This is a genomic window from Terriglobia bacterium (genome assembly GCA_020072785.1).
Classification (GTDB): Bacteria; Acidobacteriota; Terriglobia; order Acidiferrales; family UBA7541; genus Acidiferrum.
The window spans coordinates 1,495,156-1,519,821 of record JAIQGG010000002.1 but is presented as its reverse complement, the minus strand read 5'-3'; the positions used below and the strand labels follow the sequence as shown (position 1 = coordinate 1,519,821).

Here is a 24,666-nt window from a genome sequence, read left to right as displayed (position 1 = left end):
GAACGCATGACGCCGAAGAGACAGATCGTCCTGCTCCTGGCGCTGGTGGCCATCGCCGCGGCGGTCTGGTATGCCGAGACCCGGCCCCCGGCCAGGCAGGCCACCGCCGGCGTCTGGAACCTGAATTTCCCGCCGCTCGCCGTGGACAATCCCCAGCTGCACTGGTGGAAGGCCGAGGCCGCGCGTAAGACCGACTACGCCCGCAGCCGCCGCAATATTTTCAGCGCCATCGCCCCGCCGCCGGAAGAAGAGAAGAAAATCGAGATCGCCAAGCAGCCGCCGCTGCCCGCGGTCCCCGCGCGGCCAACGGTCGCCCCGCTGCCCGTCAAGTTTTTCGGCTACGCCACGCTCCCCTCCGGCGGCACCAAGCGCGCCTTCTTCACCGACGGCGATGACGTGTTCATCGTCGGCGAGGGTGAGACGCTGTTCGGGCGCTTCCGCGTCGTGCGCATCGGCAACGACAACCTGGAGTATGAAGAGATCGCTTCCGGCTTGCACGGCACACTGACCCTCGAAGAGGCCCCCCAGGCATGAGCGGGCGGCATACTGCGTGGCGCAGGGCGCGTGCGCAGCGCGGCTACGCCCTGCTGCTGGTCCTCTTCGCCGCCACGCTGATGCTCATTGCCGCGGTTACCGTCGGGCCCAACCTGCTGACGCAAGGCCGCCGCGAGAAGGAAAAAGAGATGATCTGGCGCGGCCAGCAATATGTCCGCGGCATCAAGCTCTTCTACCGCAAGACCGGGCGCTTCCCGTCCTCCCTCGAAGACCTCACCAAGCCGAAGAACGGTGTGCGCTTTATGCGCCAAGCCTATACCGATCCCATGAATGTACAGGACGGCAGCTGGCGCCTGATCTATGTGGGGCCGGGTGGACAGCTCATCGGCAGCTCCAAGCAGCGTCCCGGTGCGCTGCAACTCCCGGGCGCCACGCCAGCCGCGCAGCCTGCTGCGGGCCCGCAGAGCAGCCAGAAAGGTGCGCCGCTTCCGGCAACGGAGGGAGCAGAGGCGTCCGCCGCGCAGACCGGCCAGCCGGGTTTGGCCTCCTCCGAGCCGGCGATCATCGGCGGCAACATTATCGGCATAGGCAGCAAGGTGCGGCGCCGTTCGATCATGGTGTACGAAAATGGTGTGCGCTACAGCGACTGGGAATTCATCTGGGATCCATCGAAGGATGTCATTGCTGCGGGCCAGCCGGGGATGCAGACCGGGGCGCCCATTGGCCAACCCATCGGACAGCCTGTTGCCGCCCCGCCGGGGACGCCGCAGCCAGGCGCGCCGCCCATTCCTCCACTTTCCAATCCCCAAGAGCCCTAGGGCTGGCGACAAGGCTCTCAGAGCGCGGCGCCGCGGCTAAGGGTTTTTTCCGTGGAGGTGCCGCCGCCGGCGCGCTGCGGATGGTGTTGGGCCTTTTGCTGCTCGTAGCTGCGTTTGACCCGCCGGACGTAGGACTGGGTCTCGGCATAAGGCGGCACCTGCCCATACTGCCGCACGCGCTGGGGTCCCGCATTGTACGCCGCCAGGGCCAGAACCACGTCGTCGTGGTAGCGTTCCAGCAGTTCGCGCAGGTAGCGCGTCCCGCCTTCGATATTTTCCCGGGGATCGAAAATGTCCTTGACCCCCAGGCGTTGCGCGGTTTCCGGGAGCAGTTGCATCAGGCCGCGGGCGTTGCGCCGGGAGACGGCCCGGGCATCAAAGCGTGATTCCACGGCGATGACGCTGGCGACCAGATCGGCGTCCACGCCGTTGCGCAGGGCGGCCTCCTGGATCAGGTCGTGGTAGGGCGCCTTTTCGTTGGCGGGCGCGGGAATATGCCGGAACACTTCTTCCCGCTCGATGGCCACGATGTCGGCCGCGGCGACCTCCACGGAGCCCCCGGAAATCTGCAGCCGGTAAGAGCCGCCGAGCCGCTGGTAAGCGCTCACGGCCAGGCGCTGCCCGTTGCGCAGCAGTACGTATTCCGCACGCAGCGGCGCGGCCGCCGCGAAGAGCAGCAGTAACGCCAGGAGGCCCCTCAGGCGCATCCGGCGGTCTCCGCGAGGGCGAAGCGGGAGATGGCCGCGGCCACCCCGGCTTCGTCGTTCGAAAGCGTCTCGTGCCAGCCGAAGCTCTTCAGTTCCGGCACGCTGTTGCCCATGACCACCGCGATGCCGGCAAAGCGCAGCATTTCCAGGTCGTTGTGATTGTCGCCGATGGCCAGGATTTCTTCCCGGGCGTAGCCGCGCACTGCGGCCCATTCCGCCAGTGCGCTGCCCTTGGAGCAGGCCGGGTTGATGACGTCGAGCATCGAGAAATTCTTGTCCTCGTAGACGGTCACGGCCAGGGAAAACTCCCGCGCAATGGGCAGCCCGCGCAGCGCCGCCTCGGCATCGCGCATCGGCGCCACGCCGCCAGCGAGCATCACCTGCAGGGGATCCTCCACAAGGCAGCTTTCCAGGGGCACGGCCCGGCCGAGGAATTCGCGGTTGCGCGCGTAGTAGGCGCGGCGGTAGGGATCATCGCCGTCCAGGCCTTCGGTAAGGATCTGGTTGGCCAGCGGGCGGTCGAAGACCACGGAGGTCGCCGCGCGCCAGGCCTGCGTGGCATGCAGCACCTTGTACGCGGTGTCCCGCGCCAGCAGGTGGCGCAGGTGCGTCTGGCCGTCGTGCGTCCGGATTAGCGCGCCGTTGTTCACGATCATGGTCAGCGGCGCATCCACCATGCGCGCCACGGGCAGGGCGAAGTCGTAGCGGCGCCCGGTGACCAGCGCGACCTCGATGCCGCGCCGCGTGGCTTCCGCGATGGCCGCGCAGTTGGCGGCCGGCACACCCCAGCGGCTGTCCAGCAGCGTGCCGTCGATATCCAGCGCAATGAGCCGCACGGGCATGCCTCCATTGTAACGTGAATGGCCGCGAATTCCGGGGCCTCTGTAGCGCCCCGCCGGCACATCCCTCCAGGAATAGCCGCGCGCGGCTGTGCTAGACTTTCCGGTTTATGACCACCCCCTCCACGCTCCTCCATCTCGAATGTTCGCAATGCGGCCAGCAGGCCTCGGCCGCCTCCATCCAAAACCTGTGCCCCTGCGGCAAACCCCTCTATGCCCGCTATGACCTGAAGCGCGCTGGAGCTTCGCTGAATCCGAATAGCCTCCTCATGCGTGCCAAGAGCCTCTGGCGCTACGCCGAAGTCCTCCCCGGCTGCGCCCCGGTCACTCTGGGCGAGGGCTTTACTCCGCTGCTCCCTGTCGAACGCCTGGGCGCCAGCATGGGCCTGAAGAGCCTCTTCGTGAAGGACGAGGCTCTCAACCCCACGGGCTCGTTCAAGGCCCGCGGCATGGCCGTCGCGGTCTCCCAGGCCCGGCACCTGGGCGCAAAAGTTCTTGCCGCGCCCACCGCCGGGAATGCCGGCGGAGCCCTCGCCGCCTACGCGGCGGCGGCGGGCCTCAAATCCGTCATTGTCATGCCCGCGGATACCCCGCAGGCCAACCAGATGGAATGCCGGGCCTTCGGCGCCACGGTGATGGCCTTGCCGGGGCTGATCTCCGATTGTGGGCGCTACGTGGCCGAGCGCAAGGCCCGGGAAGGCTGGTACGACGTTTCCACGCTGAAAGAGCCTTACCGTGTCGAAGGCAAGAAAACCATGGGCTACGAGCTCTGGGAGCAGTTTGGCAGGAAACTCCCGGACGTGATCCTCTACCCTACGGGCGGCGGCGTGGGTCTGATTGGCATGTGCAAGGCTTTCGACGAGATGCAGGAGATGGGCTGGATCGGAGCCGCGCGGCCGCGCATGGTGGCCGTGCAGGCCAGCGGCTGCGCGCCCATCGTGCGCGCCTGGGAACAACACCGCGAGACCGCCGAGCCTATCCAGAACGCCACGACCATCGCGTCCGGCCTGCGCGTCCCCGGGCCGCTTGGCGACTTCCTGATCCTGCGCATGCTGCGCGATACTCATGGGACGGCTTTGGCCGTCAGCGACGCTGAAATGCTCGCCGCGGGCCGCGAACTGGCCTCCGCCGAAGGCATCTACGCCGCCCCGGAGGGTGCCGCCACCGTCGCCGCCATTCGCAAGCTCGCCGCCGCCGGCTGGGTGCAGCCCGATGAATCCATCGTTCTCTTCAACACCGGCACCGGCTACAAATATGCCGAGGCCTGGCAGCAGGCGCTCCGGGACTGAATTCCCCCATGCCCACCCGCCGCCTCTACTACGACGACGCCTTCCTCCGCGAATTCACCGCCGAGGTCCTGCGCTGCGAACCCGCGCGCCACGGCGACGCGGCGGCCTGGCGCGTGGTGCTCGACCAGACCGCGTTCTATCCCGATTCCGGCGGCCAGCCCGCGGACAAGGGGCTGCTCGGCGAGGCCCGCGTCCTGGAGGTCTCCGACGCCGGCGACGAAATCCTGCACCTGCTCGACCGGCCGGTGCCTCTGGGGCCGATCCGCGGACAGATCGACTGGCCGCGCCGCTTCGACCACATGCAGCAGCACACCGGCCAGCACCTGCTCTCCGCCGTCTTCCTCGAGCGCTACAGCCTGCCCACCGTTTCCTTCCATCTCGGCGGCGAGGTGAGCACCATCGATCTGCGCGGCCAGGAGCCCACCGAAGCCATCTTGGAAGAGACCGAACGCGCCGCCAATGCCGTCATTTTCGAAAGCCGCCCCGTGCGCGTCCGCTTCGGCACCGCCGAAGAGTTGGACCAGCTCGGCGTGCGCAAGAAGGTCGAGCGGGAAGGGAAGCTGCGCGCTCTGGAGATCGAGGGCCTGGATCTGCAGCCCTGCGGCGGCACGCATGTCGCCGACACCGGGCAGATCGGCCTTCTGCTCCTCCGCCGAATCGCGAAAATTCGCCAGGACTGGCGCGTTGAGTTCGTGTGCGGCGAGCGCGCCCGCCGCGCCGCCCGCAGTGATTTCCGCCTCCTGCAGCGCGCCGCCGCCGCGCTGAGCTGCGGCCCCGAGGAGGTTGCTGCCGCCACGGACCGCGCCCAGCAGGAGCGCGACGCGCACTTTCGCACCGCCCGCGCCCTCTCCGAGCGCCTCTCCGAAGCCGAAGCGCGTCTCCTGGCCGAAGACACGCAACCCGGTGCGGACGGCTTGCGCATTATCAGCCGCGTCTTGCCCGGCGCCAGCGCCGACTACCTTGGCCTCCTGGCCACCGCCCTCGCCAAACATGACAAAACCATTGCGCTCCTGGCCTCCGACGGTTTTCTCGTCTACGCCCAGCACGAATCCGCCGCCAAGGACATGAACCAGCTCCTCCGCGACACGCTGCAAGCTTTCGGCGGCAAAGGCGGCGGCCAGCGCAATTTCGCCCGCGGCCGCCTCAGCGACCCGGGACACTCCGAGCAAGCCCTAACCTTCGCCAGAGAACGCTGTTCCTGACCTGCTCATGTTTGCAACGGCATGGGGCTTAAAGTCACGGCCTTCCCGTTAGAACCGGGACGCTCTCTCGATGTTTGGTGCGGGATGGAATTGGCGAGGGAAGAATGGTGGACGGCAGGGGATTCGAACCCCCGGCCTCCTCGTTGCGAACGAGGCGCTCTCCCAGCTGAGCTAGCCGCCCACTGACCTACGGCACTAGACGCTTAAAAATAGTAGCAGAGGCGGGAAAACTTGCCAACCGCTGCGCACAACCCTGCGCCAAATACGCCGTTCGCGATTTCCGCTTCCGGGACGTCTCAGGGTTGTTCGTCGCGCTCCCCGTTGCGCTGGGCGATGACCTTGCGCGCGTTCGCATACAACGCCCGCGCCTGCGGCACGGCCTCCATGGCTCTCAGCACTTGGGGGTCGGCCTCCAGTTGCACCTTGAAGCTTTCCTGCAGGCCAAATGTGGAGAGAAACACTTCCTGCTTGATCTTGCGCTGAATCCAGGTCAGGTTCTCGGCCATCTCCGGCTCGGTGTAGCGGATGTTTTTGCGGCGCAGATAGTCGCGGAACTCTTCCATCACGCCGGCGTTGGCCTCGAACTGCTTGGTGATTTCGGGCTTGGTTCCCAGGTAGTAGCGGGTAAAGCCGCCAACGCCCGCCTCGTAGGCGAACAGCACGTCGTTGCGCAGCAGCGTCTCCTGGAACTTCGTAAACTTGGGCGCGGGCACGAGAATGTCCGGCGTGATGCCCCCGCCGCCGGTCACCTGGCGGCCGCTGTCGGTCAGCTTGATTTCCGTCGGATGCTCGGGACCCTTGCGGTTGTAATGATATTCGTAGAGGGAGACCGATTTGTAGTCGCGCTGGATGAGTCGCCCGCTCGGCGTGTAATAGCGCGCGGTGGTCAGCGCCAGCCCGGTATTCTCGCTGAGCGGCGTCACCGTCTGCACCAGTCCTTTGCCGAAGCTCTGCTCGCCCACGATCAGCCCGCGGTCGTGGTCCTGCACGGCGCCGGAAACGATCTCCGTGGCCGAGGCCGAATTGCTGTTGATCAGGATCACCAGCGGCACCGTTACCCCCTGGTTGCCGCGGATCGCGTAGTAGCGGCGCTCCGGCGAGCTGCGCCCGTGGTGCGAGACGATCAGCTGGTTCTTTTCCAGGAACATGTCGCTGACGGCTACCGCTTCGTTCAGCAGCCCCCCGGGATTCCCGCGCATGTCGAAGATCAGCCCATCGAGGTTCGCGGCGTTCAACTGTTTCAGGGCTTCCGCTACTTCGCGGTCCGTGGTTTCGTTGAAGCTCGAGAGCCGGATATACCCGATACCGGGACGCAGCAGGAAGGAACTGTCCACGGAATGCCGGGGAATCTCGTCGCGCACCACGTTGAAGATCAGCGGGTCGGGATAGCCCTCGCGGCTGATGGTGATCTTGACCGGCGTGCCCTTGGGGCCCTTCAGCAGGTCCGCGACTTCGCTGGTGGTGAGGCCTTTGGTGGATTTGTCGTCCACCTTGCTGATGATGTCGCCGGGGCGGATGCCCGCCTTGTACGCCGGGGCCCCCACATAAGGCGTGATCACCACGGTATGGTTTTCGCGCGGCGCTACGACCATGCCTACGCCGTAATACTTTCCGCGCTGGTCTTCACGCAGCAGCGCAAACTGCCGAGCGTCGAAGAAATTCGAATGGGGGTCGAGCATGCGCAGCATCCCGGGGATGGCGCCCTCGTAGATGGCCTTGTCCGTGTCCACCGGCTGGGCGTAGTTGGTCTGCACCACGTCCAGCACCCGCGTAAAGTTCCGCACTGCCGTCTGGTAATCGTCCGCGGAAGCCGTGGTGGCCTTCACCGACGGTCCGTAGACCGCTCCTAGAACCGCCGAAAAAGCGACCACAGCCACTACCAGAATCAGCCCGCGACGCTCTCTATTCATGGACTCCTCGCGAAACTCTTACCACGCCAGTATAGCATAGCGGAAATGCGGGTTTGACAGCGTGGAAGAGCGTTCTCTATGATGCACATGAGACATGCTAAGCATCCCGCATATGGTCGTCATCTTCCTGGTGGCGCTGGTCGTCTTCGGCCCGCAGAAGCTGCCGGAGCTGGCCCGCGGCCTGGGCAAGCTGATGGCCGAGTTCCGCAAGGCCTCCACCGATTTCCGCAGCGCCTTCGAAGAGGAGATGCGCGACCTCGAGCGCCAGGCCCGCGAGGTAGAGCGCAAGAAGGCCGAGGCCGCCTTGGCTCCAGTGGCCGCCCTGCCGCCTTCCGAAGTGCCTGGCAGCGAGTCCCCTGCGCCGGAATCCGCGGCTGCGCCGCCCGCTGCCGAACCATCCGCAGGAGATGCTTCCGCAGCCATCCCGGAAACCGTGGCCCGCTCGACCGAGTCCACGCTCGAGCCCCCGGCCGGGCAAGCTAGGGAACCGGAAACCTCCAGTGCCACCGTCGGGCGCGTCGAGCCCACCAACCATGACGACTATTACCCCGCCTGAGGCTGCCGCCCCACCGCCCGCCGAAGAGAGCGGCGCCCCGATGACCTTCTTCGAGCACCTTGTAGAGCTGCGCACGCGCATCATCAACTCGCTCATCGCCATCGTCCTCGGCGCCTTCGCGGGCGTGGCCGTCTCCGAGCGCGTGATCGGCTGGATTACCCGCCCGATGCTGAAGGCCCTGTCCGACGCGCATCTCGAGCAGAAGCTCGTCTACACCAATCCCACCGGCTACCTGAACCTGATCATCACCTTGGGCGTCTATCTGGGCGTGGTCCTGGCCTCCCCGGTGGTCCTGTATCAGATCTGGCTGTTTGTCGCCCCGGCGCTCTACAAGCACGAACGCAAGGCCATCACCGGGTTCCTGTTCTCCACGGTCTTGTTGTTTCTCTCCGGGATTGCCTTCGGCTATTTCATCATGCTGCCGTACATGCTGCGTTTCCTGATCAGCTTCAAGGGGCCGGTGACCCCGCTGATCAGCATCAACGAATACTTCGACCTGATCCTCTTGGTGCTGCTCGGACTGGGGCTGGTCTTTGAGCTGCCCATCTTGATTTTCTTTCTCTCGCTCTTTGGCATTGTGACCCCGAAATTTCTTTGGACGAACTTCCGCTATGCCATTTTGATCATCGCCGTCGTCGCGGCCATCGTGACCCCCACACCCGACGCCATGACCATGTTGATCTTCATGGCCCCCATGGTGGGGCTCTATTTCCTGGGAATAGCGGTTTCCGCGGTGGTCACCCGGCGGCGCACCCGGCGGCTCGCGGCGGCCGCGGAGGCGCGCTGAATGAAGCATTCTCGGCTCTCGGTCGCCCACGCCGGCGTGTGCGGGCTTTTTATCTTGGCTGCGTTTGCCGGATGCGGTGCAAAGAGCGATGACTCAAAATTGCCGCGGATGCCAGCCCGCGACGGCCATTTCGCGGTAGCCGCTCCGGCCCAGGCCACCGACGCCCCTCCTCCGGACTCCACCGGCGGCTTTGACGGCAGCAAGGCCCTCGCCCACGTGGCGCGGCTCACGCAGATTGGCCCGCGCCAGTCCGGCACACCGGGCATCGCGCAAGCCCAGCAGTACATCCTCGCCGAATTGAAGTCCTACGGTTGCAGGACCGAAACCGACGACTTCCACGCGGACACCCCTGCGGGACGCCTGGCCATGAAAAACATCCTGGTGAAGATTCCCGGCGAGCGTCCGGACATCATCCTGCTGTCCACGCACTACGACACAAAACGCCTGGAAAACTTCGTTGGCGCCGACGATGGCGGCTCTTCCACCGGCGTGATGCTGGAGCTTGCGCGCCTGCTCTGCGCCAAGCCCGGCCGTGATGCCGTCTGGATCGCTTTCTTTGACGGGGAAGAGGCGGTCAACTGGCAGTGGGCGGATCCTGATAATTGCTATGGCAGCCGGGAGATGGCCGCGCGCCTGGCCGCCAGCGGCGATTTGAAGCGCATCAAAGCCCTGCTGCTCGCCGATCTCGTCGGCAGCCGCAACCTGCGCATTCGCCGCGAGAGCGGTTCCACGAAATGGCTGACCGATCTGGTCTGGTCCGTAGCCGCGCGGCTCGGCTACGGCCATATCTTCGTCCCCGAGGAAACTTCCATTGACGACGACCACGTCTCGTTCCTGCGCCGGAGCGTGCCCGCCGTGGACGTCATCGATCTGGAGACCAGCGCGTCCTACTGGCACACGCCGCAGGACACCCTGGACAAGGTCAGCGCCCGCAGCCTCGCTGTTGTCGGCCACGTCTTCCTGGAAAGTGTAAGGGAACTTGAGCGCAAGCCCCGCTAACCGGCTCAGGGCAATTCGTTAGCTGTGGTCATTCCGAGCGGAGCGGGCTTGTTTATCGGTCCGCGAAGCCGAGGAATCGCTCTTTGATTTATTGCCGCCGCCTACTCCTCGAACTGGATCTCCTGCCCCCGCACCACCGCCGAGTGTTTCGAGAAGTCCTCATCATTGCGGAAGGGGAAATCCGAGCGGTAGTGGCTGCCGCGGCTCTCTTCGCGGGCCAGCGCGGACCCCGCGATCAGCTCCGCGAGGGTATGCAGATTGCACAGCTCCTGCTCCGTGCGGTTCAATTTCCTGGGCTCGGGCAGCGCAATGGCCCGGAGCTGCTCCAGCGCGGCTGTCAGCGCCGGGCCGCTGCGCATGATCCCCACGTGTTTCCACATGACGTCGCGGATCTTCAGCAGCGCGGGGGCAGGTGCGGGAGCCGCCGCGCGGGCCGGCACCGTGGATGGCGCCGCTCCCGCCGCATGTTTTGCCGCAGCTTTCGCAGGGTCGCCCGGCCGCGGTGCGGGAATCCCCGGCAGGGTGGTGGCGCCATGCTTGGCGGCAGGCGCGTCCTGGTTCATCGCTTGTCCGGCGCGCGCGCCGAAGACCAGGCCTTCGAGAAGGGAATTGCTCGCCAGGCGATTGGCCCCGTGGACGCCGGTCGCCGCGGTCTCTCCCGCGGCGTACAGGCCCGCCAGCGACGTCCGCCCCCACAGATCGGTCTTGACCCCGCCCATCATGTAGTGGGCCGCGGGACACACCGGAGCGAGGTCGCTCGCGAGGTCCAGGCCGTAGCTGAGGCAGGTCGAATAGATGCGCGGAAAGCGTTTCTTTAGAAACTCTTCGCTCTTCGACGTCATGTCCAGGTAGACATGCTCGCTGCTGGTGCGGTGCATTTCGGAGACGATAGCCCGGGCCACCACGTCGCGCGGCGCCAGTTCCTGCGCTTCCGCGTAGCGCTTCATGAAGCGCTCGAGGTTGATGTTGCGCAGCACTGCGCCTTCGCCGCGCAGCGCCTCGGAGAGCAGAAAGCGCGGCGCGCCCTTTACCGCCAGCGCGGTGGGGTGAAACTGTACGAACTCCATGTCCGAAAGCACCGCCCCGGCGTTGTAGGCGATGGCCATGCCGTCCCCGGTGGCCACTTCCGGATTCGTGGTTTCCCGATAGATCTGCCCCAGCCCGCCAGTGGCCAGGAGCACGGCGCCGGCGCGCACTTCATGCACGCTGCCATCGCTTTCATCTAGAAAACGCAGCCCCACCACGCGCCCGGATTCCACCAGCAGCTCGGTGGTAAAGGCGTGCGGCCAGAGGTGCAGCCGGGGCAGGGTATGCGCCCGGGCCAGCAGGGCCCGGCTGATCTCCCGCCCCGTGGAGTCGCCGTGGGCATGCAGGATGCGCGAGCGGCTGTGTGCCGCTTCACGCGTGAAGGCCAGCTTGGTCCCCGCGCGGTCAAATTCGGTGCCCCATTCGATCAGCTGTTGGATGTACTTGGGGCCTTCTTCGACCAGCAGGCGCACTGCTTCGGCGCGGCACAGCCCGTCCCCGGCCAGGATGGTGTCCTGTTCGTGCAGCCCGACTTCGTCCTCGTCGCTCAGGGAGACGGCTATCCCCCCTTGTGCGTAGGCTGTCGCCGAATCGCTCAGCTCGGACTTGGCCAGCACCAGCACGCTGCCCGCCGTGCTCAGCTCGATGGCCGCGCGCAGCCCGGCGATGCCGCAACCGATGACGGCGTAATCGACGGGGTGTGTCTTCGAGGAATGTGCCATGGGGCGGTCGGTTCGGAACAACTTATGGTAGCACGAAGCTTTTCCCGGATTCACTCCGCGGACGAGTGTGGACGGGTGGAGGCCGGAGCGCAAGCTCCTGTGTTACATTCGAGGAGCGCCAATGAGCAAGCCGAAACAAATTTCCGTACACGCCGCGGACTGCCGCTACACCATTGTCTGTGGCCCCGGCGTTGCCGGCCAGGCGCACCGCTGGCTGCAAAAACTCGGCCCGGCCACCGGCTGCTTTATCGTGACCTCGCCGCGCGTATGGCGCGCCGTGGGCGCCGCAGTCTCTCGCGGCCTGCGCCTGCGGAAGGGTCAGCCGGTGATTTTCATGAAGGATGGCGAGGCGGCCAAGACTTTGCAGACCGTGGAGTCCCTGTGCCGCGCGTTGAGCCGTGCCGGAGCCGACCGCCGCGCCCTGCTGGTCGCGGTGGGCGGCGGCGTAGTGGGCGACGTGGCCGGCTTCGTGGCCGCCAGCTACCTGCGCGGCGTGAAACTTGTGCACGTGCCCACGACCCTGGTGGCCCAGGTGGACAGCTCCATCGGCGGCAAAACCGGCGTCAACCTTCCCGAAGGCAAAAACCTGGTGGGGGCCTTCTATCCCCCGCGCCAGGTGCTCATCGATCCGCTCCTGCTGCGCACCCTGCCGCCGCGCGAGTTTCGCGGTGGTCTGGCCGAGGTCATCAAGTACGGCGTCATTGCCGACAAGGCCCTCTTCGCCTATCTGGAAGCCCACCTCGAGCGCATCCTGGCCCGCGATGCCCGCGCCCTCAGCCATGTCATCACCCGTTCTGCGGAGATCAAGGCCCGCGTCGTCAGCCGGGACGAGCGCGAAACCGGTCTGCGCGAAATTCTCAACTTTGGCCACACTTTCGGCCACGCCCTGGAGAGCATCACCGCATACCGCCGTTTCCAGCATGGCGAGGCCGTCGCCTGGGGCATGATGGCCGCCGCTCTGCTCGGCCACGAGGCGGAGATCACCCCGGCCAATGACGCCGCGCGCATCATCGCCCTCGTGCGCCGTCTGCGTCCGCTTCCCGCATGGCCCGCGGTGCGCCCGGCCGGCCTGCTCCGCGTCATGGGCCGCGACAAGAAGACCCGCGGAGGAAATCTCCGTTTTGTCCTGAGTCCGGCCCTGGGCCAGGCGCGCACCTACGGCGCCATCCCGCTTTCCCTCGTCGAGCGCGTCCTGCATCATGCGCCGCACCTCTCGGAGCCTTCTGCGAAGATCCATGCCTGATCCGCAGACCACACCCAGGGGAACAACCCCGCCCGGTGCGCGCACCGAAGAAGAAGCCTCGCGCCTGGTGCGCGAGATGTTCGGACGCATCGCGCCGCGTTACGATCTGCTCAACCACGTGCTCTCCCTGCAGCTCGACCGGGTCTGGCGCTGGCGCGCCACGCGCCGCCTGCGCGGCATTCTCGCCCGCCCGGATGCCCGCGTGCTCGATCTCTGCTGCGGCACGGGTGACCTGGCGCTGGCCCTGGCCCGGGCAGGGAAGGCGCACATCTTTGGCGCGGACTTCGCCCACCGCATGCTGGTGCGCGCCAGGGAAAAGGCCGCCGGCGTACCCGCCACGCAACACTCTGGCGCACTCGCGGCTCCCGAGTTCCTCGAAGCCGATGCCCTGCGCCTGCCTTTTCCCGACGCCTCTTTCGATCTGGTCACCTCCGCCTTCGGTTTCCGCAACCTCGCCAACTACCACAGCGGCCTGCGCGAAATTCTCCGCGTGTTGAAGCCCGGCGGCACCCTGGCCATTCTCGATTTCACCGAACCGCGCAGCGGTTTCTTCGGCGCTCTCTACCGCTGGTATTTTCGCAGCGTCCTGCCGCGCCTCGGCGGCATCATCTCCGGCGACCGCCCGGCGTACTCCTACCTTCCCGCTTCCGTGGCGCGCTTTTTCCTGCCCGAGGAGCTGGCCGGGCTGATGCAGCAGGCGGGCTATGTGGAGACGCGCTTCGAGGCGTGGACCGGCGCGACGGTGGCCCTGCATCTGGGGAAGCGCCCTCGCTGACCGCGCGGGCAGGGAAGAAGCTTACTTCTCGAGTCCGGCGCTGCGCAGTTTGGCCAGCAGTGTTTTTGCCGATACCCCGAGCTTTTCCGCGGCCCGCGTCTTGTTCCACTGGCAGTCCCGCATGGTGTTTTCCAGCAGCACGCGTTCCACATGAGCCAGCGCCCGCCGGCTGACCTCTTCCAGCGTCCCGTTCCAGGTGAACTCTTCGGGCAGCAGACCGGCGGGAATGCTCCCCCCGGCTGGAAGCGGCTCGGGCAGTTGCAGGGCCTGGGGGGTGAGCACCGGGCCGTCGGCAAGAATTACGGCGCGCTCGATGGCGTTCTGCAGTTCGCGGATGTTGCCCGGCCAGGCATATTGCAGCATGCGCTCGCGCGCATCCGGAGAGAATTCCAGCCCCTGTTTGGAGAATTCCCGCCGGAACTGGTCGAGGAAATGCTCCGCGAGCAACAGGACATCCTTGCCGCGTTCGCGCAGCGGCGGAATGAGGATGGGGACGGCGGAGATGCGGAAGTAAAGATCCTCACGGAAGGTCTTGGCTTCCACGGCTTTGCGCAGGTCGCGGTTGGTGGCCACCACGATGCGCACGTCCACTTCGATGGGCTGCGTTCCTCCGACGCGGTCGAAGCACCGCTCCTCGATCACGCGCAACAGCTTGGCCTGTGTGGCCAGGGGCAGTTCGCCGATTTCGTCCAGGAACAGCGTGCCGCGGTGCGCCAGGTCCAGCTTGCCCACCTTGCGCGCTCCCGCTCCGGTGAAGGCCCCGCGCTCGTGGCCGAACAGTTCGTTTTCCACCAGGCCGTCGGGGATAGCGGCGCAATTCAGGGCCACGATCTGCTGGTCGCGGCGCGGCGACAGGTGATGGATGGCCCGCGCGAAGAGTTCCTTGCCCGTGCCGCTCTCGCCGAGCAGCAGGGCCGTGGAATCGGTCGCCGCCACGCGCTGGATCTGCTGGCTGATTTCGCGGATCGCGGCGTGTTCGCCGACGATCCGCGGAAACCCGTAGCGCTCCGAGTATTCCTCGCGCAACAGCAGGTTTTCCCGCAGCAGCTCCTGCTGCCGCGCCCCGCGCTGCACCAGCAGCTTCAAATGCTCCAGGTCCACCGGCTTCTGCAGGAAGTCAAAGGCGCCTTCTTTCATCGCCGTGACCGCCTCCTCGATCGAACCGAAGGCCGTCAGCAGGATAACCGGAATCGTGGCGTCCGCCTGTTTGGCCTCGCGCAGAACGTCCAGGCCGGAGGCGCCGGGCATCTTCAGATCGGAGAGAATCAGCAGGTAGCGCCGCCCGCGGATCTTTTGAATGGCCGCCAGGCCGTCGGCCGCTTCTTCCACGGCGTAGCCCGCGCGCTCCAGCGCCTTGTGCAGCATGGCGCGGAGCTCGCTCTTGTCTTCAACTAGGAGAAGGGGTTCCATCGTGTCCGTTTCTGCCGTGCAAGCCCGCGCCGCCCCGCAAAGACACGCGGGTATCTGTGGGCCAGGAAAGGCGCATGGGCCGGGGCAGCCGTACCGCCGGCGCTAGCGGGCCCAGCCGGAATCCCCTCCGGACATCCGGAGCTCGTCTTCAAGCTTGCTAAGGAAGTTCTGGAGATCCCCGATCTCCTTCTTCTTGGCTTCGATCTGCGCCTGCTTTTCGTTGATCTCTTTGCGTGCAAACTGTTCCTGCATGGCCTTGTTGGGATCGTTGTAGTTCTGCAACTGGGCCTTGCTGGATTCGCGCTGCAGCACGTCCAGTTCCTTTTCCGCGCGCGCCAGGTTTTCGCGGGCCTGCTGGAATCTCGCCCGCCAGTACTTTTCATCCTTGGCAGCTCCGCCACCCGCTTCCTTGCCCTCGCCCTTTGCGCTCGCGCCTTCTTCGCCCGGCTTTTTCGCGGCGGCCTTCTCCGCAGTTCCCGCCGTGCCCGCCGGGGCGGGAGTGCTTGCCGGCGTGCTGCGGGCCAGTTCGTCGTCCGTATAAATCTTTACTGGCTTTGTGGGGGTCTTTTTCTGTGCCCGGGTTCTGCGCGCAGCCTCGGCCACGGACACTTGCTGCTCCTGCTGGGCATAGGCCGGAACGCTGACAATCGCGGCAGCCGCCAGAAGGGTCACTGCGCGAAATGCGGAAATAGCTTGCATATACGCCTCTTTCGCCGGAGCAAGGCAGGGGACCCCGACATTTTGCTTAGGTTACTATTTTAGCGCTTCGGAGGCCGTTGGACCGGCGGGTAGCGTAACGATAAACTCCGCTCCGCCCCCCGCGTGGTTGCGCGCTTCGACCTTGCCGCCATGCTGCACGATGATCTTCTGGACCACCGGCAAGCCCAGGCCGGTGCCGTTCGCCTTGGTGGTAAAGAAGGGCACGAAGATCTTGTTCAGGGCTCCGGCGGCGATGCCCGGTCCGTTATCCACAATGCTGATCTGCTGCGTTTCGGCTCCCGCATTGCCCACGATGCTGCCTTCCAGGCGGACCCGCCCGCCCCCGGGAGCAGCGCCGGCGGCCTCCACGGCGTTGCGCGCCAGATTCAACAGCGCCTGCCGCAGGAAGCCCTCCTCCCCGGCGACCCGGCCAAAGTTTCCCTGCGCCGCGATCTGCACCTCGGGGAAGGCTTCCTGCAGTTCGGCGACGACGCGCTCGACGATCGGCTGCAGGAGCACCTGCTCGTGCGAAATTTCCAACGGCCGCGCGTACTTCAGGAATTCCGTGACCACCTGCGTGATGTTTCGCGACTGCTCCAGTATCAGTCCGGCGTATTCCGCCGTTTCCTCCGGCGTGTTTTCCCCGCGGATCAACTGCGCGTAGCCGGAAATGGTGGCCAGGGCATTCTTGAATTCGTGCGCGATTCCCGCGGACAGCTCTCCGAGCACCGCCAGGTTCTCTTTTAGCTGCACCTGCTGCTGCAGGGCCGCCAGTTCCGTGAGGTCGCTCAGCAGGCAGATGGCCCCATTGATCTTGTCGCCGCGCCGGATCGGCGAAACCGTGGCACCCAGCAGCCGGATCTCTCCCTGCAATGTGGTGTGCTCCACCTGCTCCCGCCGGTGGATCGTGCCTTGCTGCAGGCAGCTAGCCACCAGGGCCACCAGCCCGGAACTTTCCCCGAGGGCCTCGCTGTACCGCCGGTACGCCAGCCCGCGCATGCCCAGCACCTGCTCGGCGGCGGGATTCGCGCTAACGATGATGCCCATGGCGTTCACCACCAGCAGCCCGGCGGGCATGTTGCGCGTCACTTCTTCGCTCAGCTTTTCCGATTGCACCGCCCGCTCTTTTTCCTCGCGGTGCAGCCGCTCCAGTTCCTTCTCCTGCTCGCGCAGCTTCTGGATCACTCCCTGCATCGACGCGGTCATGAACGCCGAGGCGTTGTCGCTATTGGGCGCGGCTTCCAGCGGCGATGTCTGCTCCTCGCGTCCGCGCCGGAACACGCGGCGGATGACGAAGGTCAGGAAGGCGATAAGGGCGATGAGTCCGAAGAAAAAACCCAGACCGTAGAAGGCCCACCGTCCGTTGCCCTGAAACTCTCCTTGCATGAGGATGACGGTCAGCATGGCTGCTCCGGCGGGGCGCGCTTCAGTGGGCTCCCGGAACCCGGTAGAAAACGGGGTGCCGGCTCAGAAACACCACCAGCAAGGCGGCGATCCCCAGAAACGTTCCCAGGGGCAGTTGGTATTGGCTCGCCAGATAGAAGCGCAGCGATTGAATGCTGCCGAGTCCGCGCCGGCTCGCCCGTTGGGCAAGCTCCCGCCCCCAGCCCGCCACGTACAGCGTCAGGACGATCCCGATCCCGACGACGCTTCCCAGGAACGTGCCCACCAGAATCGTCAGGAACGTGCCCCGGAACCCCAGGAACGTCCCCACCATGGCCATCATCTTCACGTCGCCCAGCCCCATGCCCTCGTGGCCCCGCAACGCCTTATACGCTCTCCCGGTGCCCCATAGCAGCAGGCTGCCAAATGCCGCGCCCAGCAGCCCATCCAGCAGCCCCACGGCCATCTCCGGCGCACGGCGGTGCACGAACGTCTGCACCACCCACAGCGCCGTGCCGTCCTGCGGCGGCACCGCCGCGCTGAACACCAGTCCCATGCCGAAGCCCGGCCAGTTCACCGCGTCGGGCAGCATGCGCACCTGCAGGTCGGTCACCGTCAGCACGATCAGCAGACCGGCAAAGAACAGCCACTTGAACAGCTCCGCGCTTATCCCGAATTCCGCATAGCAGGCCACGAAAACCAGCCCCGTCAGCAGTTCCACCGCCGGGTACATCGGCGAAATGGGCAGCCCGCAGTCCCGGCATTTCCCGCGCAGCAGCAGCCAGCTCAGCACCGGGATATTGTCGAAAGGCCGGATGGGCGTCTTGCAGCGCGGGCAGCGCGAGCCCGGCGTCACGATGGACAGCTCTTCCGGAATGCGCGTGATGCACACATTCAGGAAGCTGCCGATGATCAGCCCCAGCACCAAAAAGAAGAGAGTAAGCACATTTTGACTGTGCCACAGACCCGCACCCGCCTCAACAAAGGCCCCGCCCCGCGTGTCGCATGGCTAACACCGTTCCATCCTGGAACGCTGCAACCGTTTCACCGTGCGCCACTACTACGCTTTCCCCTCTCATCACGCGGTTTGCGCCCCTCTGGCCGCTCCGCTATATTTGATTCTTCACTCTTATGCACTGGCTCGAACAGAAAATCCGCCGTTACGAGCACCGTCGCTGGACCACCGACGACAACCGCATGGTGCGCCCGCTCGAATGGGGCCTCGAGCACATCGGCGGCCGTGCCGGCGAGCCCGATCCCCGCGGCTTCCTGCGCCGTTGGGTCCCCGCCACCATCGAAAACAGCCGCGAATGGTTCGCCGTTGGCCCGGCCGCCGACTACCGCCTCCACGACAACGTCCTGACCTTCACCAGCGCCCTGTGCTCGGATTCCCCGGAGAACAACACCGTCCACGCGCAGTTCTTTCCGGCGCGCCGCGGTGGCCCGGCGGTTCTCGTTCTTCCCAACTGGAACGCCAAGTGGGAAGGGCAGCGCGCCTTGTGCCAGTGGCTGCAGCTCCTCGGCATTACCGTTTTGCGTCTGAGTCTCCCCTATCACGACCGGCGCATGGCCCAGGGCCACGAGCGTGCCGACCAGCTCGTCGGCCCCAACATCGGCCTCACCCTGCAGGCCAATCGCCAGGCGGTCATGGATGCGCGGCAATGCCTGCGCTGGCTCGAAAGCCAGGGCTACACCCGCCTCGGTGTCCTCGGCACCAGCATCGGCTCCTCCGTCGGCTATATCACCCTGGTGCACGATCCCGCTGTCCGCGCCGCGGGCTTCTTTCACGTTTCCACTTACTTCGCCGACGTGGTCAAATACGGCATGACCACCAACCACGTCTGGGAAGGCCTGCGCAGCAAGATCTCCCTCGACGAACTTCGCCATTTCTGGGCCCCCATCAGCCCCATGCCCTACGTCGAACTCGGCCTGGGCGCGGGCAAAAACTGCTTCATGGTCTACGGCAATTACGACCCCACCTTCCTTCCCGAGCTGACCGCCGAAATGCTCGGCGCCCTGCGCACCCACGGCTGCGACCCGCGCACCCTCGCGCTCCCCTGCGGCCACTACTCCCTCGAGCTACCCCCCTTCAGCTACCTCGCCGCCTGGCGCATGGGCACCTTCTTCCTCGAATCCCTCGCCTGAAACACGCGGTCCACGGACGAATCGAGACACCCCGCCCGGACCGGAGATGTGTCTTCTAAATTTAGGCTATAGGGGCGCAGCTCGCTGCGCCCGCTTTTAGAGTTGGCTACTTACTGAACTCACCGCAACAATTGCGCGATCTGCGCCTGCCCGATCAGCGCCGCCACTGCTTCCATATCCGGCGCCAGTGGACGATCCTCCACCACCTTCGGCGCCTTCGCCCGTACTGCGTCGTAGGCCTTCTTCGCCAGCGTCCCAGTCTGCAGCGGCGCCAGCAGATCGATCCCCTGGCACGCGCACAGCAGCTCGATCGCCACGATATACCGCAGGTTGCCCAGCATGCGCTCCAGCCGCCGCGCCGCGCTCATGCCCATGGACACGTAATCTTCCTGATTGCCCGACGTGGAAATCGAATCCACCGAATGCGGTGCGGCCAGCGCCCGGTTTTCGCTGGTCAGGGCCGCTGCGGTCACCTGGGCGATCATGAACCCCGAATTCAGCCCCGGTTCCGGCGTCAGGAACGCCGGCAGCAGGCTGGTCAGCGGATTGGTCATCTGCTCGATGCGCCGCTCGCAGATCCCGCCCAGCGTGGCCAGCGCCACGGCGATCTGGTCCGCGGCCATGGCCAGCGGCTGCCCGTGAAAATTTCCCCCGCTGAGAATATCCCCCTCGCCGGTCTTCGCATCGCGCACGAAGACCAGCGGGTTGTCCGTCGCGCTGTTCAGCTCCACCAGCGCCGTCGCCCGCGCCTGCGCCAGCGCATCGCGCACCGCTCCGTGCACCTGCGGCGTGCAGCGCACGCTGTAAGGATCCTGCACTCGCGGATCTTTCTCCGCCCCGCGATGCGAAGCCCGGATCTGGCTGCCTTCGTTCAGCCGCACCAGATTGCGCGCCGTCACCGCCGCTCCGGGGTAGGCCCGCGCCTCCATGATCCTTGGGTCAAACGCGTTCGGTGTGCCGCGCAGCGCGTCCATCGAGAGCGCCGCGGCCACGTCCGCCGTATCCGCCAGCGCGTCCGCGTCGTATAGCGCGATGCTGATCAGCGCCAGCATCCCCTGCGTCCCATTCAGCAGCGACAGCCCCTCTTTGGCCTCCAGCGCCACCGCTGCGATCCCCGCTAGCTTCATGGCCACGCCCCCGGGCAGAATCTCCCCCCGGTAGCGCGCCTGCCCCTCGCCGATCACCACCTGCGCCAAGTGCGCCAGCGGCGCCAGATCCCCCGAAGCTCCCACCGAACCCTGCCCCGGAATCACCGGATGCACCCCGGCGTTGAGCATCGCGCACAGCGTCTCCACCGTGGACGCCCGCACTCCGCTCAATCCCTTGGCCAGCGCATTCGCCCGCAAGAGCATCATTGCCCGCGTTTCCGCTTCGCTCAGCGGCGCGCCCACTCCGCAAGAGTGCGAGCGCACCAGATTTACCTGCAACTGCCGCACCTGGTCCGCGGAAATGCGCACGGAGGCCAGCTTGCCGAAGCCCGTGTTGATCCCGTAAGCCGTAGCTCCCTCGCGCACCACGCGCTCCACTACGCCCCGCGACGCATTCATGCGCTCCGCCGCCTCCGCCGCAACCTCCACCGCCGCGCCGCGAAAGGCCACGTCGTAAAGCTGCGCAAACGTCAGGCTGTTACCCGCAATCGTGACCGTCATGCATCTCTCCGCTTGGCGGCCTTGGCCGCAGGAACCGCCAGGACCGCGCGATATTTTTCCGGGAGGGACTTGGGCCGGCCGTTCTTTCCGCAGATGAGGTGTGTCGTCTCCCCCGTGGCGAGCAGTTCTTCGTCCGCCTCGCGGAAAAGTTCGTAAGAAAACTTGATCATGCGCATGCCGGATTTGGCGATGCGTGTCCGCACCCGCAGCACATCGTCGTAGCGCGCCGGGCGGTGATACCGGCAATGCACGTCAGCAACCACGATGTGGCAATCGTCCTGCGTTTCCATCTCCTTGTAGTTGAATCCCAGCGAACGGAGCAGCTCGACGCGCCCCACCTCGAACCAGATCAGGTAGTTGGCATGGTAGACCACGCCCATCTGGTCGGTTTCCGCGTAGCGCACGCGCAGCGCCGTGTCGTGGTGGCTCATCCTCACGCGCCCTCTTCGCCGCGCCATACCGGCTTGCGTTTTTGCAGGAACGACGCCAGCCCCTCGCGAAAATCCGCGGTCGAGCGCACGCGCGCGTTCTCCGCAATGGCCCGCTCGAGGTCGGCGTCCAGCCCCGCGGCGGCCGCGTCGGTCAGGATGCGTTTCGTGCACGCCAGGCTCGTCGGGCTTGCCGCCAGCAGCGTATCCGCCAGGTCCCGCGCGCGCCACAGCAGCCGCTCCGCCGGTACCACCTCCGTCACCAGTCCCAGCTCTTTCGCCTCGACCGCCTCGACGATTCGTCCCGTGAGCAGCAGGTCCCGCGCGCGCTTTTCCCCGATCTGCCGCGTCAGGAATACCGAAACGATCGCCGGCAGAAACCCGATCTTCACCTCCGTGTACCCGAATTTCGCCACCGGCGCGGCCAGCGTGAAGTCGCACAGCGTGGCGATCCCGCAGCCGCCCGCCAGCGCCGCCCCGTTCACCGCCGCGATCAGCGGCTTCGGGAAACTCCAGATCCGCCGGAACATTCCCGCCATCCGCCGCGAATCCTCCAGGTTTTCCTCCGGCGACTGCCGGGCAATGGCCGCCAGCATCTCCAGGTCCATCCCCGAGCAGAACGCTTTGCCGTTCCCCGTGAGAATCGCCAGCCGCGCCCCGCCCTTTTCAATCTCCTCCAGCGCGCTCAGCAGCTCCTGAATCATCTGCGTCGAGATGGCGTTGCGCTTCTCCGGGCGGTTCAGCGTGATGGTGGCGACGTCGTTCGCCGTTTCGAGCAGCAGAGTCGAGTACATAGGGGAAAAAGTCTCCTCAATTGGGTAGCGGCGCGGGCGCGTATTTCTGGCGAATTTCGTTGCTCATCTGGATGACGCGGGCCAGGCGTTCGGAGCTCACACCGGGATCTCCGCCCGCCGTGCGCAGCGCCGCCAGCACCGTCTCCGTGGCCAGGTTCCCCACCAACTCGTCCCCCGCAAAGGGGCACCCGCCCAGTCCCGTCAGCGCGCTATCGAATCTCCGGCAGCCCGCCGCGTACGCCGCCAACACTTTGGCCTCCATGGTCTCTGGCCGGCTGTGCAGGTGCACTCCCAGCTCGATCCCCGCCACGTGGTTCTTCACCTGGTTGTACAGCGTACCCACCAGCTCTGGCGCAGCATTTCCGGCCGTATCCGCCAGCGAAACCGTGCGCACCCGAATATCCTTCAGCCACTCCAGCGTTTCCTCCACGATCTCGGGCCCCCACGGCTCGTCGTAGGGATTCCCGAAGGCCATCGAAATGTAAATCACCAGGTCGCGTCCCGCCGCCGCCGTCCCCTTCCTCAGCTTTTCCACCAGTGCCCGCGATTCGCTGCGGCTCATGTTGGCATTGGCGCGCCGGAAATACGCCGAAATGGAGTACGGGTAGCCGATCGTCGTCACCCCCGGCGTGGCCAGCGCCCGCTCCAGCCCCTTTTCATTCACCACGATCCCGATAATCTCCGGCCGCGCGACGTCCGCGGGCAGGGAAGTATTCAACAGTTTCATCACCTCTTCGCTGTCCGCCATCTGCTTCACATGCTTGGGCGAAACAAAGCTCACCGCGTCAATGTGCTGGAATCCCGCCAGCACCAGCTCCTTCAGATATTCCGCCTTGTACTCCGTCGGAATAAACTCCGGCAATCCCTGCCACGCATCGCGCGGGCACTCGATCAGCTTCACAGGCTCCATGTCAGGTTTGCAGAACTCCTGTCTTAAATTCTTTGATCTCGGCATTCAACGCAGCTGCCTCCAGCGCCCAGATGAGCGCCTCGCGCGTGTGCGCCGGATCGATGATCGCATCCACCCACAGCCGGGCTGCCGCATAGCGCGGGTCCGTCTGGTGCTCGTAGGTCGCCTTCACCGCCTCGTACATTTCCTTGCGCAGCTTCTCGTCCACCTTTTTGCCTTCGCGCTCCAATTGCTTCAGCTTGATCTCCGCCAGCGTGCCCGCCGCGGCATCCCCGCTCATCACCGCGTAGCGCGCCGTCGGCCACGCAAAAATAAAGCGCGGATCGTAGGCCTTTCCGCACATGGCGTAGTGCCCGGCGCCGAAGCTCCCGCCGCAGATCACCGTAATCTTCGGCACCACGCTGTTGGCCACCGCGTTGACCATCTTGGCCCCGGCGCGGATGATCCCGCTCCACTCCGCGTCCTTGCCCACCATGAATCCGTTCACGTCATGCAGAAACACCAGCGGAATGCGGTTCTGGTTGCAGTCCAGGATGAAGCGCGCCGCCTTCTCCGCCGACTCCGTGTAAATCACCCCGCCGAACTCGATGCGTTTCTGGTCCGAACCCCGCGCCAGCGTCTGCACGTGCTTTTTCTGGTTGGCCACAATGCCCACGGCCCACCCGCCGATCCGCGCATACCCGCACAGCAGCGTCTCGCCGTATTCCACGCGGTACTCCTCGAACTCGCTGCCGTCCACCACCCGCGCGATCACCTCGCGCATGTCGTACTGCTTCGCCGGATCGCTCGAAAATACGCTGTAGATCTCCTCGCCCGGATACAGCGGCTCGCGCGCCTTCTCGTGGCTGAAGGGTGAAGCATTCGCCGCACCCATCTTGTCCACCAGGGCCCGGATGCGCTTCAGGCAGCTCTCGTCGTCCGCCTCGCGGAAGTCCACCGTGCCGCTGATCTGCGCGTGCATCTTCGCTCCGCCCAGTTCCTCCGCCGAGGTCTTCTGCCCGATTGCCGCCTGCACCAGCGCCGGCCCCGCCAGAAACAGCCCCGAGCCTTCGGTCATCAAAATGTGGTCGCACATCACCGGCAGGTACGCCCCGCCCGCCACGCACATGCCCATGATCGCCGTGATCTGCGGAATGCCCATCGCGCTCATCACCGCGTTGTTGCGGAACACCCGCCCGAAATCGTCGGTATCCGGAAACACGTCCTCCTGCAAGGGGAGGAACACCCCAGCGGAATCCACCAGATAGATCGTCGGGATGCGGTTCTCGATGGCGATATTCTGCGCGCGGATCACCTTCTTCGCGGTCATCGGAAAGAACGCCCCGGCCTTCACCGTGGCGTCGTTGGCGATGATCATGAACAGCCGCCCGCACACCCGCGCCAGCCCGGTAATCGTCCCCGCGGAGGGCGCCCCGCCCCACTCCTCGTACATTTCGTACGCGGCATACAGGCCCAGCTCGAAGAATGCCGTTTTGGGGTCGCTCAGCTTGGCGATGCGCTCCCGCGCCGTCAGCCGGCTCTTCTTGTGCTGCGCCTCGATGGCTTTTGCGCCGCCACCCTGGCGGATGCGCTCCTCTTCGTTTTTCATCTCCGTCAGGAGGTCCACGACGTGGCGCGCATTCTTTTCGCATTCGGGGGAGTGCACGTTCAGCTTGGACTTTAGAGCGGAGTCGGACACGCGCGGACCTCGCGATGGATTTTGCGCAACGGGCGCCACGGCGCGCTTACGCTGCGGCCGAGCGCTCAGTATAAGGGGTAACGCCGCTTTGTGCGAGGCCGCGCCGGGCCCTGCGGCCGCGCAAGGGGAGAGGCCCTTTTTGTCGCGAAGGCGGTAGATATGGGGGCCGGTCCGGAGAAGGGAATGGCCTCGCTTGTTCTCC

Annotated in this window: 23 protein-coding genes and 1 tRNA gene; 10 read left to right on the top strand and 14 right to left on the bottom strand. The window is 65.8% G+C overall.

Translation table 11 applies throughout. The annotated features are described in order from the left end of the window. Window positions 1-6 precede the first annotated feature (6 nt). The gene (locus LAN61_09905) at window positions 7-534 is read left to right on the top strand and encodes a hypothetical protein (GenBank protein ID MBZ5540820.1); all 528 of its coding nucleotides are present in this window, start codon (window positions 7-9) and stop codon (window positions 532-534) included. Then, the gene (locus LAN61_09900) at window positions 531-1,313 is read left to right on the top strand and encodes a hypothetical protein (GenBank protein ID MBZ5540819.1); all 783 of its coding nucleotides are present in this window, start codon (window positions 531-533) and stop codon (window positions 1,311-1,313) included. The genes LAN61_09905 and LAN61_09900 overlap by 4 nt, the downstream gene beginning before the upstream one ends. A gap of 17 nt (window positions 1,314-1,330) precedes the next feature. On the opposite strand, the gene LAN61_09895 is transcribed toward LAN61_09900, so the two are convergent. Together LAN61_09895 and LAN61_09890 are read right to left on the bottom strand one after the other, a co-directional pair. After that, window positions 1,331-2,020, bottom strand: coding sequence for a lytic transglycosylase domain-containing protein (locus LAN61_09895; GenBank protein ID MBZ5540818.1), 690 nt, complete (start codon window positions 2,018-2,020; stop codon window positions 1,331-1,333). Then, window positions 2,011-2,856 (bottom strand): HAD-IIB family hydrolase, encoded by an 846-nt coding sequence (locus tag LAN61_09890; GenBank protein ID MBZ5540817.1) that lies wholly within the window; start codon window positions 2,854-2,856, stop codon window positions 2,011-2,013. The genes LAN61_09895 and LAN61_09890 overlap by 10 nt, the downstream gene beginning before the upstream one ends. A gap of 113 nt (window positions 2,857-2,969) precedes the next feature. Between LAN61_09890 and LAN61_09885 the strand changes: the two genes are divergently transcribed. After that, the gene (locus tag LAN61_09885) at window positions 2,970-4,148 is read left to right on the top strand and encodes a threonine synthase (protein MBZ5540816.1); all 1,179 of its coding nucleotides are present in this window, start codon (window positions 2,970-2,972) and stop codon (window positions 4,146-4,148) included. Between the two features lie 8 nt (window positions 4,149-4,156). After that, on the top strand, window positions 4,157-5,350 hold the full coding sequence (locus LAN61_09880; protein MBZ5540815.1) for an alanyl-tRNA editing protein: 1,194 nt from the start codon (window positions 4,157-4,159) through the stop codon (window positions 5,348-5,350). Between the two features lie 105 nt (window positions 5,351-5,455). Here LAN61_09880 and LAN61_09875 read toward each other — a convergent pair. Further along, window positions 5,456-5,531: transfer RNA gene (locus LAN61_09875), tRNA-Ala, on the bottom strand. A 115-nt stretch (window positions 5,532-5,646) separates the two neighbouring features. After that, window positions 5,647-7,260, bottom strand: coding sequence for a S41 family peptidase (locus LAN61_09870; protein MBZ5540814.1), 1,614 nt, complete (start codon window positions 7,258-7,260; stop codon window positions 5,647-5,649). A 94-nt stretch (window positions 7,261-7,354) separates the two neighbouring features. Here LAN61_09870 and LAN61_09865 point away from each other — a divergent pair, with 94 nt between their 5' ends. The 3 genes from LAN61_09865 (at window position 7,355) to LAN61_09855 (ending at window position 9,602) form a co-directional block, all read left to right on the top strand. Next, complete coding sequence (locus tag LAN61_09865) at window positions 7,355-7,816, top strand: twin-arginine translocase TatA/TatE family subunit (protein MBZ5540813.1); 462 nt, start codon at window positions 7,355-7,357, stop codon at window positions 7,814-7,816. Further along, on the top strand, window positions 7,794-8,603 hold the full coding sequence (gene tatC / locus LAN61_09860) for a twin-arginine translocase subunit TatC (protein MBZ5540812.1): 810 nt from the start codon (window positions 7,794-7,796) through the stop codon (window positions 8,601-8,603). The genes LAN61_09865 and tatC overlap by 23 nt, the downstream gene beginning before the upstream one ends. A 99-nt stretch (window positions 8,604-8,702) precedes the next feature. Continuing rightward, window positions 8,703-9,602, top strand: a complete 900-nt coding sequence (locus tag LAN61_09855) for a M28 family peptidase (GenBank protein ID MBZ5540811.1) — start codon at window positions 8,703-8,705, stop codon at window positions 9,600-9,602. A gap of 101 nt (window positions 9,603-9,703) precedes the next feature. Here the strand turns inward: LAN61_09855 and nadB are convergent, their stop codons facing one another. Further along, window positions 9,704-11,350, bottom strand: a complete 1,647-nt coding sequence (gene nadB / locus LAN61_09850; GenBank protein MBZ5540810.1) for an L-aspartate oxidase — start codon at window positions 11,348-11,350, stop codon at window positions 9,704-9,706. A gap of 121 nt (window positions 11,351-11,471) precedes the next feature. Here nadB and aroB point away from each other — a divergent pair, with 121 nt between their 5' ends. Together aroB and ubiE are read left to right on the top strand one after the other, a co-directional pair. Then, window positions 11,472-12,593: a 3-dehydroquinate synthase gene (gene aroB, locus LAN61_09845; protein MBZ5540809.1), complete on the top strand. Its 1,122-nt coding sequence runs from the start codon at window positions 11,472-11,474 to the stop codon at window positions 12,591-12,593. Next, window positions 12,586-13,368 (top strand): bifunctional demethylmenaquinone methyltransferase/2-methoxy-6-polyprenyl-1,4-benzoquinol methylase UbiE, encoded by a 783-nt coding sequence (ubiE, locus tag LAN61_09840; GenBank protein MBZ5540808.1) that lies wholly within the window; start codon window positions 12,586-12,588, stop codon window positions 13,366-13,368. The genes aroB and ubiE overlap by 8 nt, the downstream gene beginning before the upstream one ends. Before the next feature lie 21 nt (window positions 13,369-13,389). Here the strand turns inward: ubiE and LAN61_09835 are convergent, their stop codons facing one another. The 4 genes from LAN61_09835 to LAN61_09820 all read right to left on the bottom strand — a co-directional run bounded on the left by LAN61_09835 (window position 13,390) and on the right by LAN61_09820 (window position 17,806). Further along, on the bottom strand, window positions 13,390-14,778 hold the full coding sequence (locus LAN61_09835) for a sigma-54 dependent transcriptional regulator (protein ID MBZ5540807.1): 1,389 nt from the start codon (window positions 14,776-14,778) through the stop codon (window positions 13,390-13,392). Between the two features lie 102 nt (window positions 14,779-14,880). Then, window positions 14,881-15,477, bottom strand: a complete 597-nt coding sequence (locus LAN61_09830; GenBank protein ID MBZ5540806.1) for a hypothetical protein — start codon at window positions 15,475-15,477, stop codon at window positions 14,881-14,883. Between the two features lie 54 nt (window positions 15,478-15,531). Continuing rightward, window positions 15,532-16,881, bottom strand: a complete 1,350-nt coding sequence (locus tag LAN61_09825) for a PAS domain S-box protein (protein MBZ5540805.1) — start codon at window positions 16,879-16,881, stop codon at window positions 15,532-15,534. Between the two features lie 22 nt (window positions 16,882-16,903). Continuing rightward, a complete protein-coding gene (locus LAN61_09820; GenBank protein MBZ5540804.1) occupies window positions 16,904-17,806 on the bottom strand; it encodes a prepilin peptidase in 903 nt (300 codons plus the stop codon). Window positions 17,807-17,991: 185 nt separating this feature from the next. Here LAN61_09820 and LAN61_09815 point away from each other — a divergent pair, with 185 nt between their 5' ends. Then, window positions 17,992-19,005 carry a hypothetical protein gene (locus tag LAN61_09815; GenBank protein ID MBZ5540803.1) on the top strand — a complete coding sequence of 338 codons (1,014 nt, stop codon included), beginning with the start codon at window positions 17,992-17,994 and terminating at the stop codon, window positions 19,003-19,005. 119 nt (window positions 19,006-19,124) lie between these two features. On the opposite strand, the gene hutH is transcribed toward LAN61_09815, so the two are convergent. The 5 genes from hutH to LAN61_09790 are packed head-to-tail and all read right to left on the bottom strand — an operon-like array spanning window position 19,125 to window position 24,374. Next, complete coding sequence (gene hutH, locus LAN61_09810) at window positions 19,125-20,654, bottom strand: histidine ammonia-lyase (protein ID MBZ5540802.1); 1,530 nt, start codon at window positions 20,652-20,654, stop codon at window positions 19,125-19,127. Beyond that, window positions 20,651-21,085 carry an acyl-CoA thioesterase gene (locus tag LAN61_09805; GenBank protein ID MBZ5540801.1) on the bottom strand — a complete coding sequence of 145 codons (435 nt, stop codon included), beginning with the start codon at window positions 21,083-21,085 and terminating at the stop codon, window positions 20,651-20,653. The genes hutH and LAN61_09805 overlap by 4 nt, the downstream gene beginning before the upstream one ends. A 2-nt stretch (window positions 21,086-21,087) precedes the next feature. Then, window positions 21,088-21,876: an enoyl-CoA hydratase/isomerase family protein gene (locus tag LAN61_09800; protein MBZ5540800.1), complete on the bottom strand. Its 789-nt coding sequence runs from the start codon at window positions 21,874-21,876 to the stop codon at window positions 21,088-21,090. A 16-nt stretch (window positions 21,877-21,892) separates the two neighbouring features. Next, on the bottom strand, window positions 21,893-22,786 hold the full coding sequence (locus LAN61_09795; protein MBZ5540799.1) for a hydroxymethylglutaryl-CoA lyase: 894 nt from the start codon (window positions 22,784-22,786) through the stop codon (window positions 21,893-21,895). A gap of 1 nt (window position 22,787) precedes the next feature. Further along, on the bottom strand, window positions 22,788-24,374 hold the full coding sequence (locus LAN61_09790; GenBank protein ID MBZ5540798.1) for an acyl-CoA carboxylase subunit beta: 1,587 nt from the start codon (window positions 24,372-24,374) through the stop codon (window positions 22,788-22,790). Window positions 24,375-24,666: the final 292 nt, after the last annotated feature.

What these genes read in the sequence shown, in the direction of transcription:
- aroB (MBZ5540809.1), top strand. Translation starts at nt 11,472, where the DNA reads ATGAGCAAGCCGAAACAAATTTCCGTACACGCCGCGGACTGCCGCTAC.
- LAN61_09905 (MBZ5540820.1), top strand. Translation starts at nt 7, where the DNA reads ATGACGCCGAAGAGACAGATCGTCCTGCTCCTGGCGCTGGTGGCCATC.
- nadB (MBZ5540810.1), bottom strand. Translation starts at nt 11,350, where the DNA reads ATGGCACATTCCTCGAAGACACACCCCGTCGATTACGCCGTCATCGGT.
- LAN61_09900 (MBZ5540819.1), top strand. Translation starts at nt 531, where the DNA reads ATGAGCGGGCGGCATACTGCGTGGCGCAGGGCGCGTGCGCAGCGCGGC.
- LAN61_09790 (MBZ5540798.1), bottom strand. Translation starts at nt 24,374, where the DNA reads ATGAAAAACGAAGAGGAGCGCATCCGCCAGGGTGGCGGCGCAAAAGCC.
- LAN61_09800 (MBZ5540800.1), bottom strand. Translation starts at nt 21,876, where the DNA reads ATGTACTCGACTCTGCTGCTCGAAACGGCGAACGACGTCGCCACCATC.
- LAN61_09795 (MBZ5540799.1), bottom strand. Translation starts at nt 22,786, where the DNA reads ATGGAGCCTGTGAAGCTGATCGAGTGCCCGCGCGATGCGTGGCAGGGA.
- LAN61_09865 (MBZ5540813.1), top strand. Translation starts at nt 7,355, where the DNA reads ATGCTAAGCATCCCGCATATGGTCGTCATCTTCCTGGTGGCGCTGGTC.
- LAN61_09825 (MBZ5540805.1), bottom strand. Translation starts at nt 16,881, where the DNA reads ATGCTGACCGTCATCCTCATGCAAGGAGAGTTTCAGGGCAACGGACGG.
- LAN61_09805 (MBZ5540801.1), bottom strand. Translation starts at nt 21,085, where the DNA reads ATGAGCCACCACGACACGGCGCTGCGCGTGCGCTACGCGGAAACCGAC.
- hutH (MBZ5540802.1), bottom strand. Translation starts at nt 20,654, where the DNA reads ATGACGGTCACGATTGCGGGTAACAGCCTGACGTTTGCGCAGCTTTAC.
- LAN61_09895 (MBZ5540818.1), bottom strand. Translation starts at nt 2,020, where the DNA reads ATGCGCCTGAGGGGCCTCCTGGCGTTACTGCTGCTCTTCGCGGCGGCC.
- LAN61_09835 (MBZ5540807.1), bottom strand. Translation starts at nt 14,778, where the DNA reads ATGGAACCCCTTCTCCTAGTTGAAGACAAGAGCGAGCTCCGCGCCATG.
- LAN61_09880 (MBZ5540815.1), top strand. Translation starts at nt 4,157, where the DNA reads ATGCCCACCCGCCGCCTCTACTACGACGACGCCTTCCTCCGCGAATTC.
- ubiE (MBZ5540808.1), top strand. Translation starts at nt 12,586, where the DNA reads ATGCCTGATCCGCAGACCACACCCAGGGGAACAACCCCGCCCGGTGCG.
- tatC (MBZ5540812.1), top strand. Translation starts at nt 7,794, where the DNA reads ATGACGACTATTACCCCGCCTGAGGCTGCCGCCCCACCGCCCGCCGAA.
- LAN61_09885 (MBZ5540816.1), top strand. Translation starts at nt 2,970, where the DNA reads ATGACCACCCCCTCCACGCTCCTCCATCTCGAATGTTCGCAATGCGGC.
- LAN61_09870 (MBZ5540814.1), bottom strand. Translation starts at nt 7,260, where the DNA reads ATGAATAGAGAGCGTCGCGGGCTGATTCTGGTAGTGGCTGTGGTCGCT.
- LAN61_09830 (MBZ5540806.1), bottom strand. Translation starts at nt 15,477, where the DNA reads ATGCAAGCTATTTCCGCATTTCGCGCAGTGACCCTTCTGGCGGCTGCC.
- LAN61_09815 (MBZ5540803.1), top strand. Translation starts at nt 17,992, where the DNA reads ATGCACTGGCTCGAACAGAAAATCCGCCGTTACGAGCACCGTCGCTGG.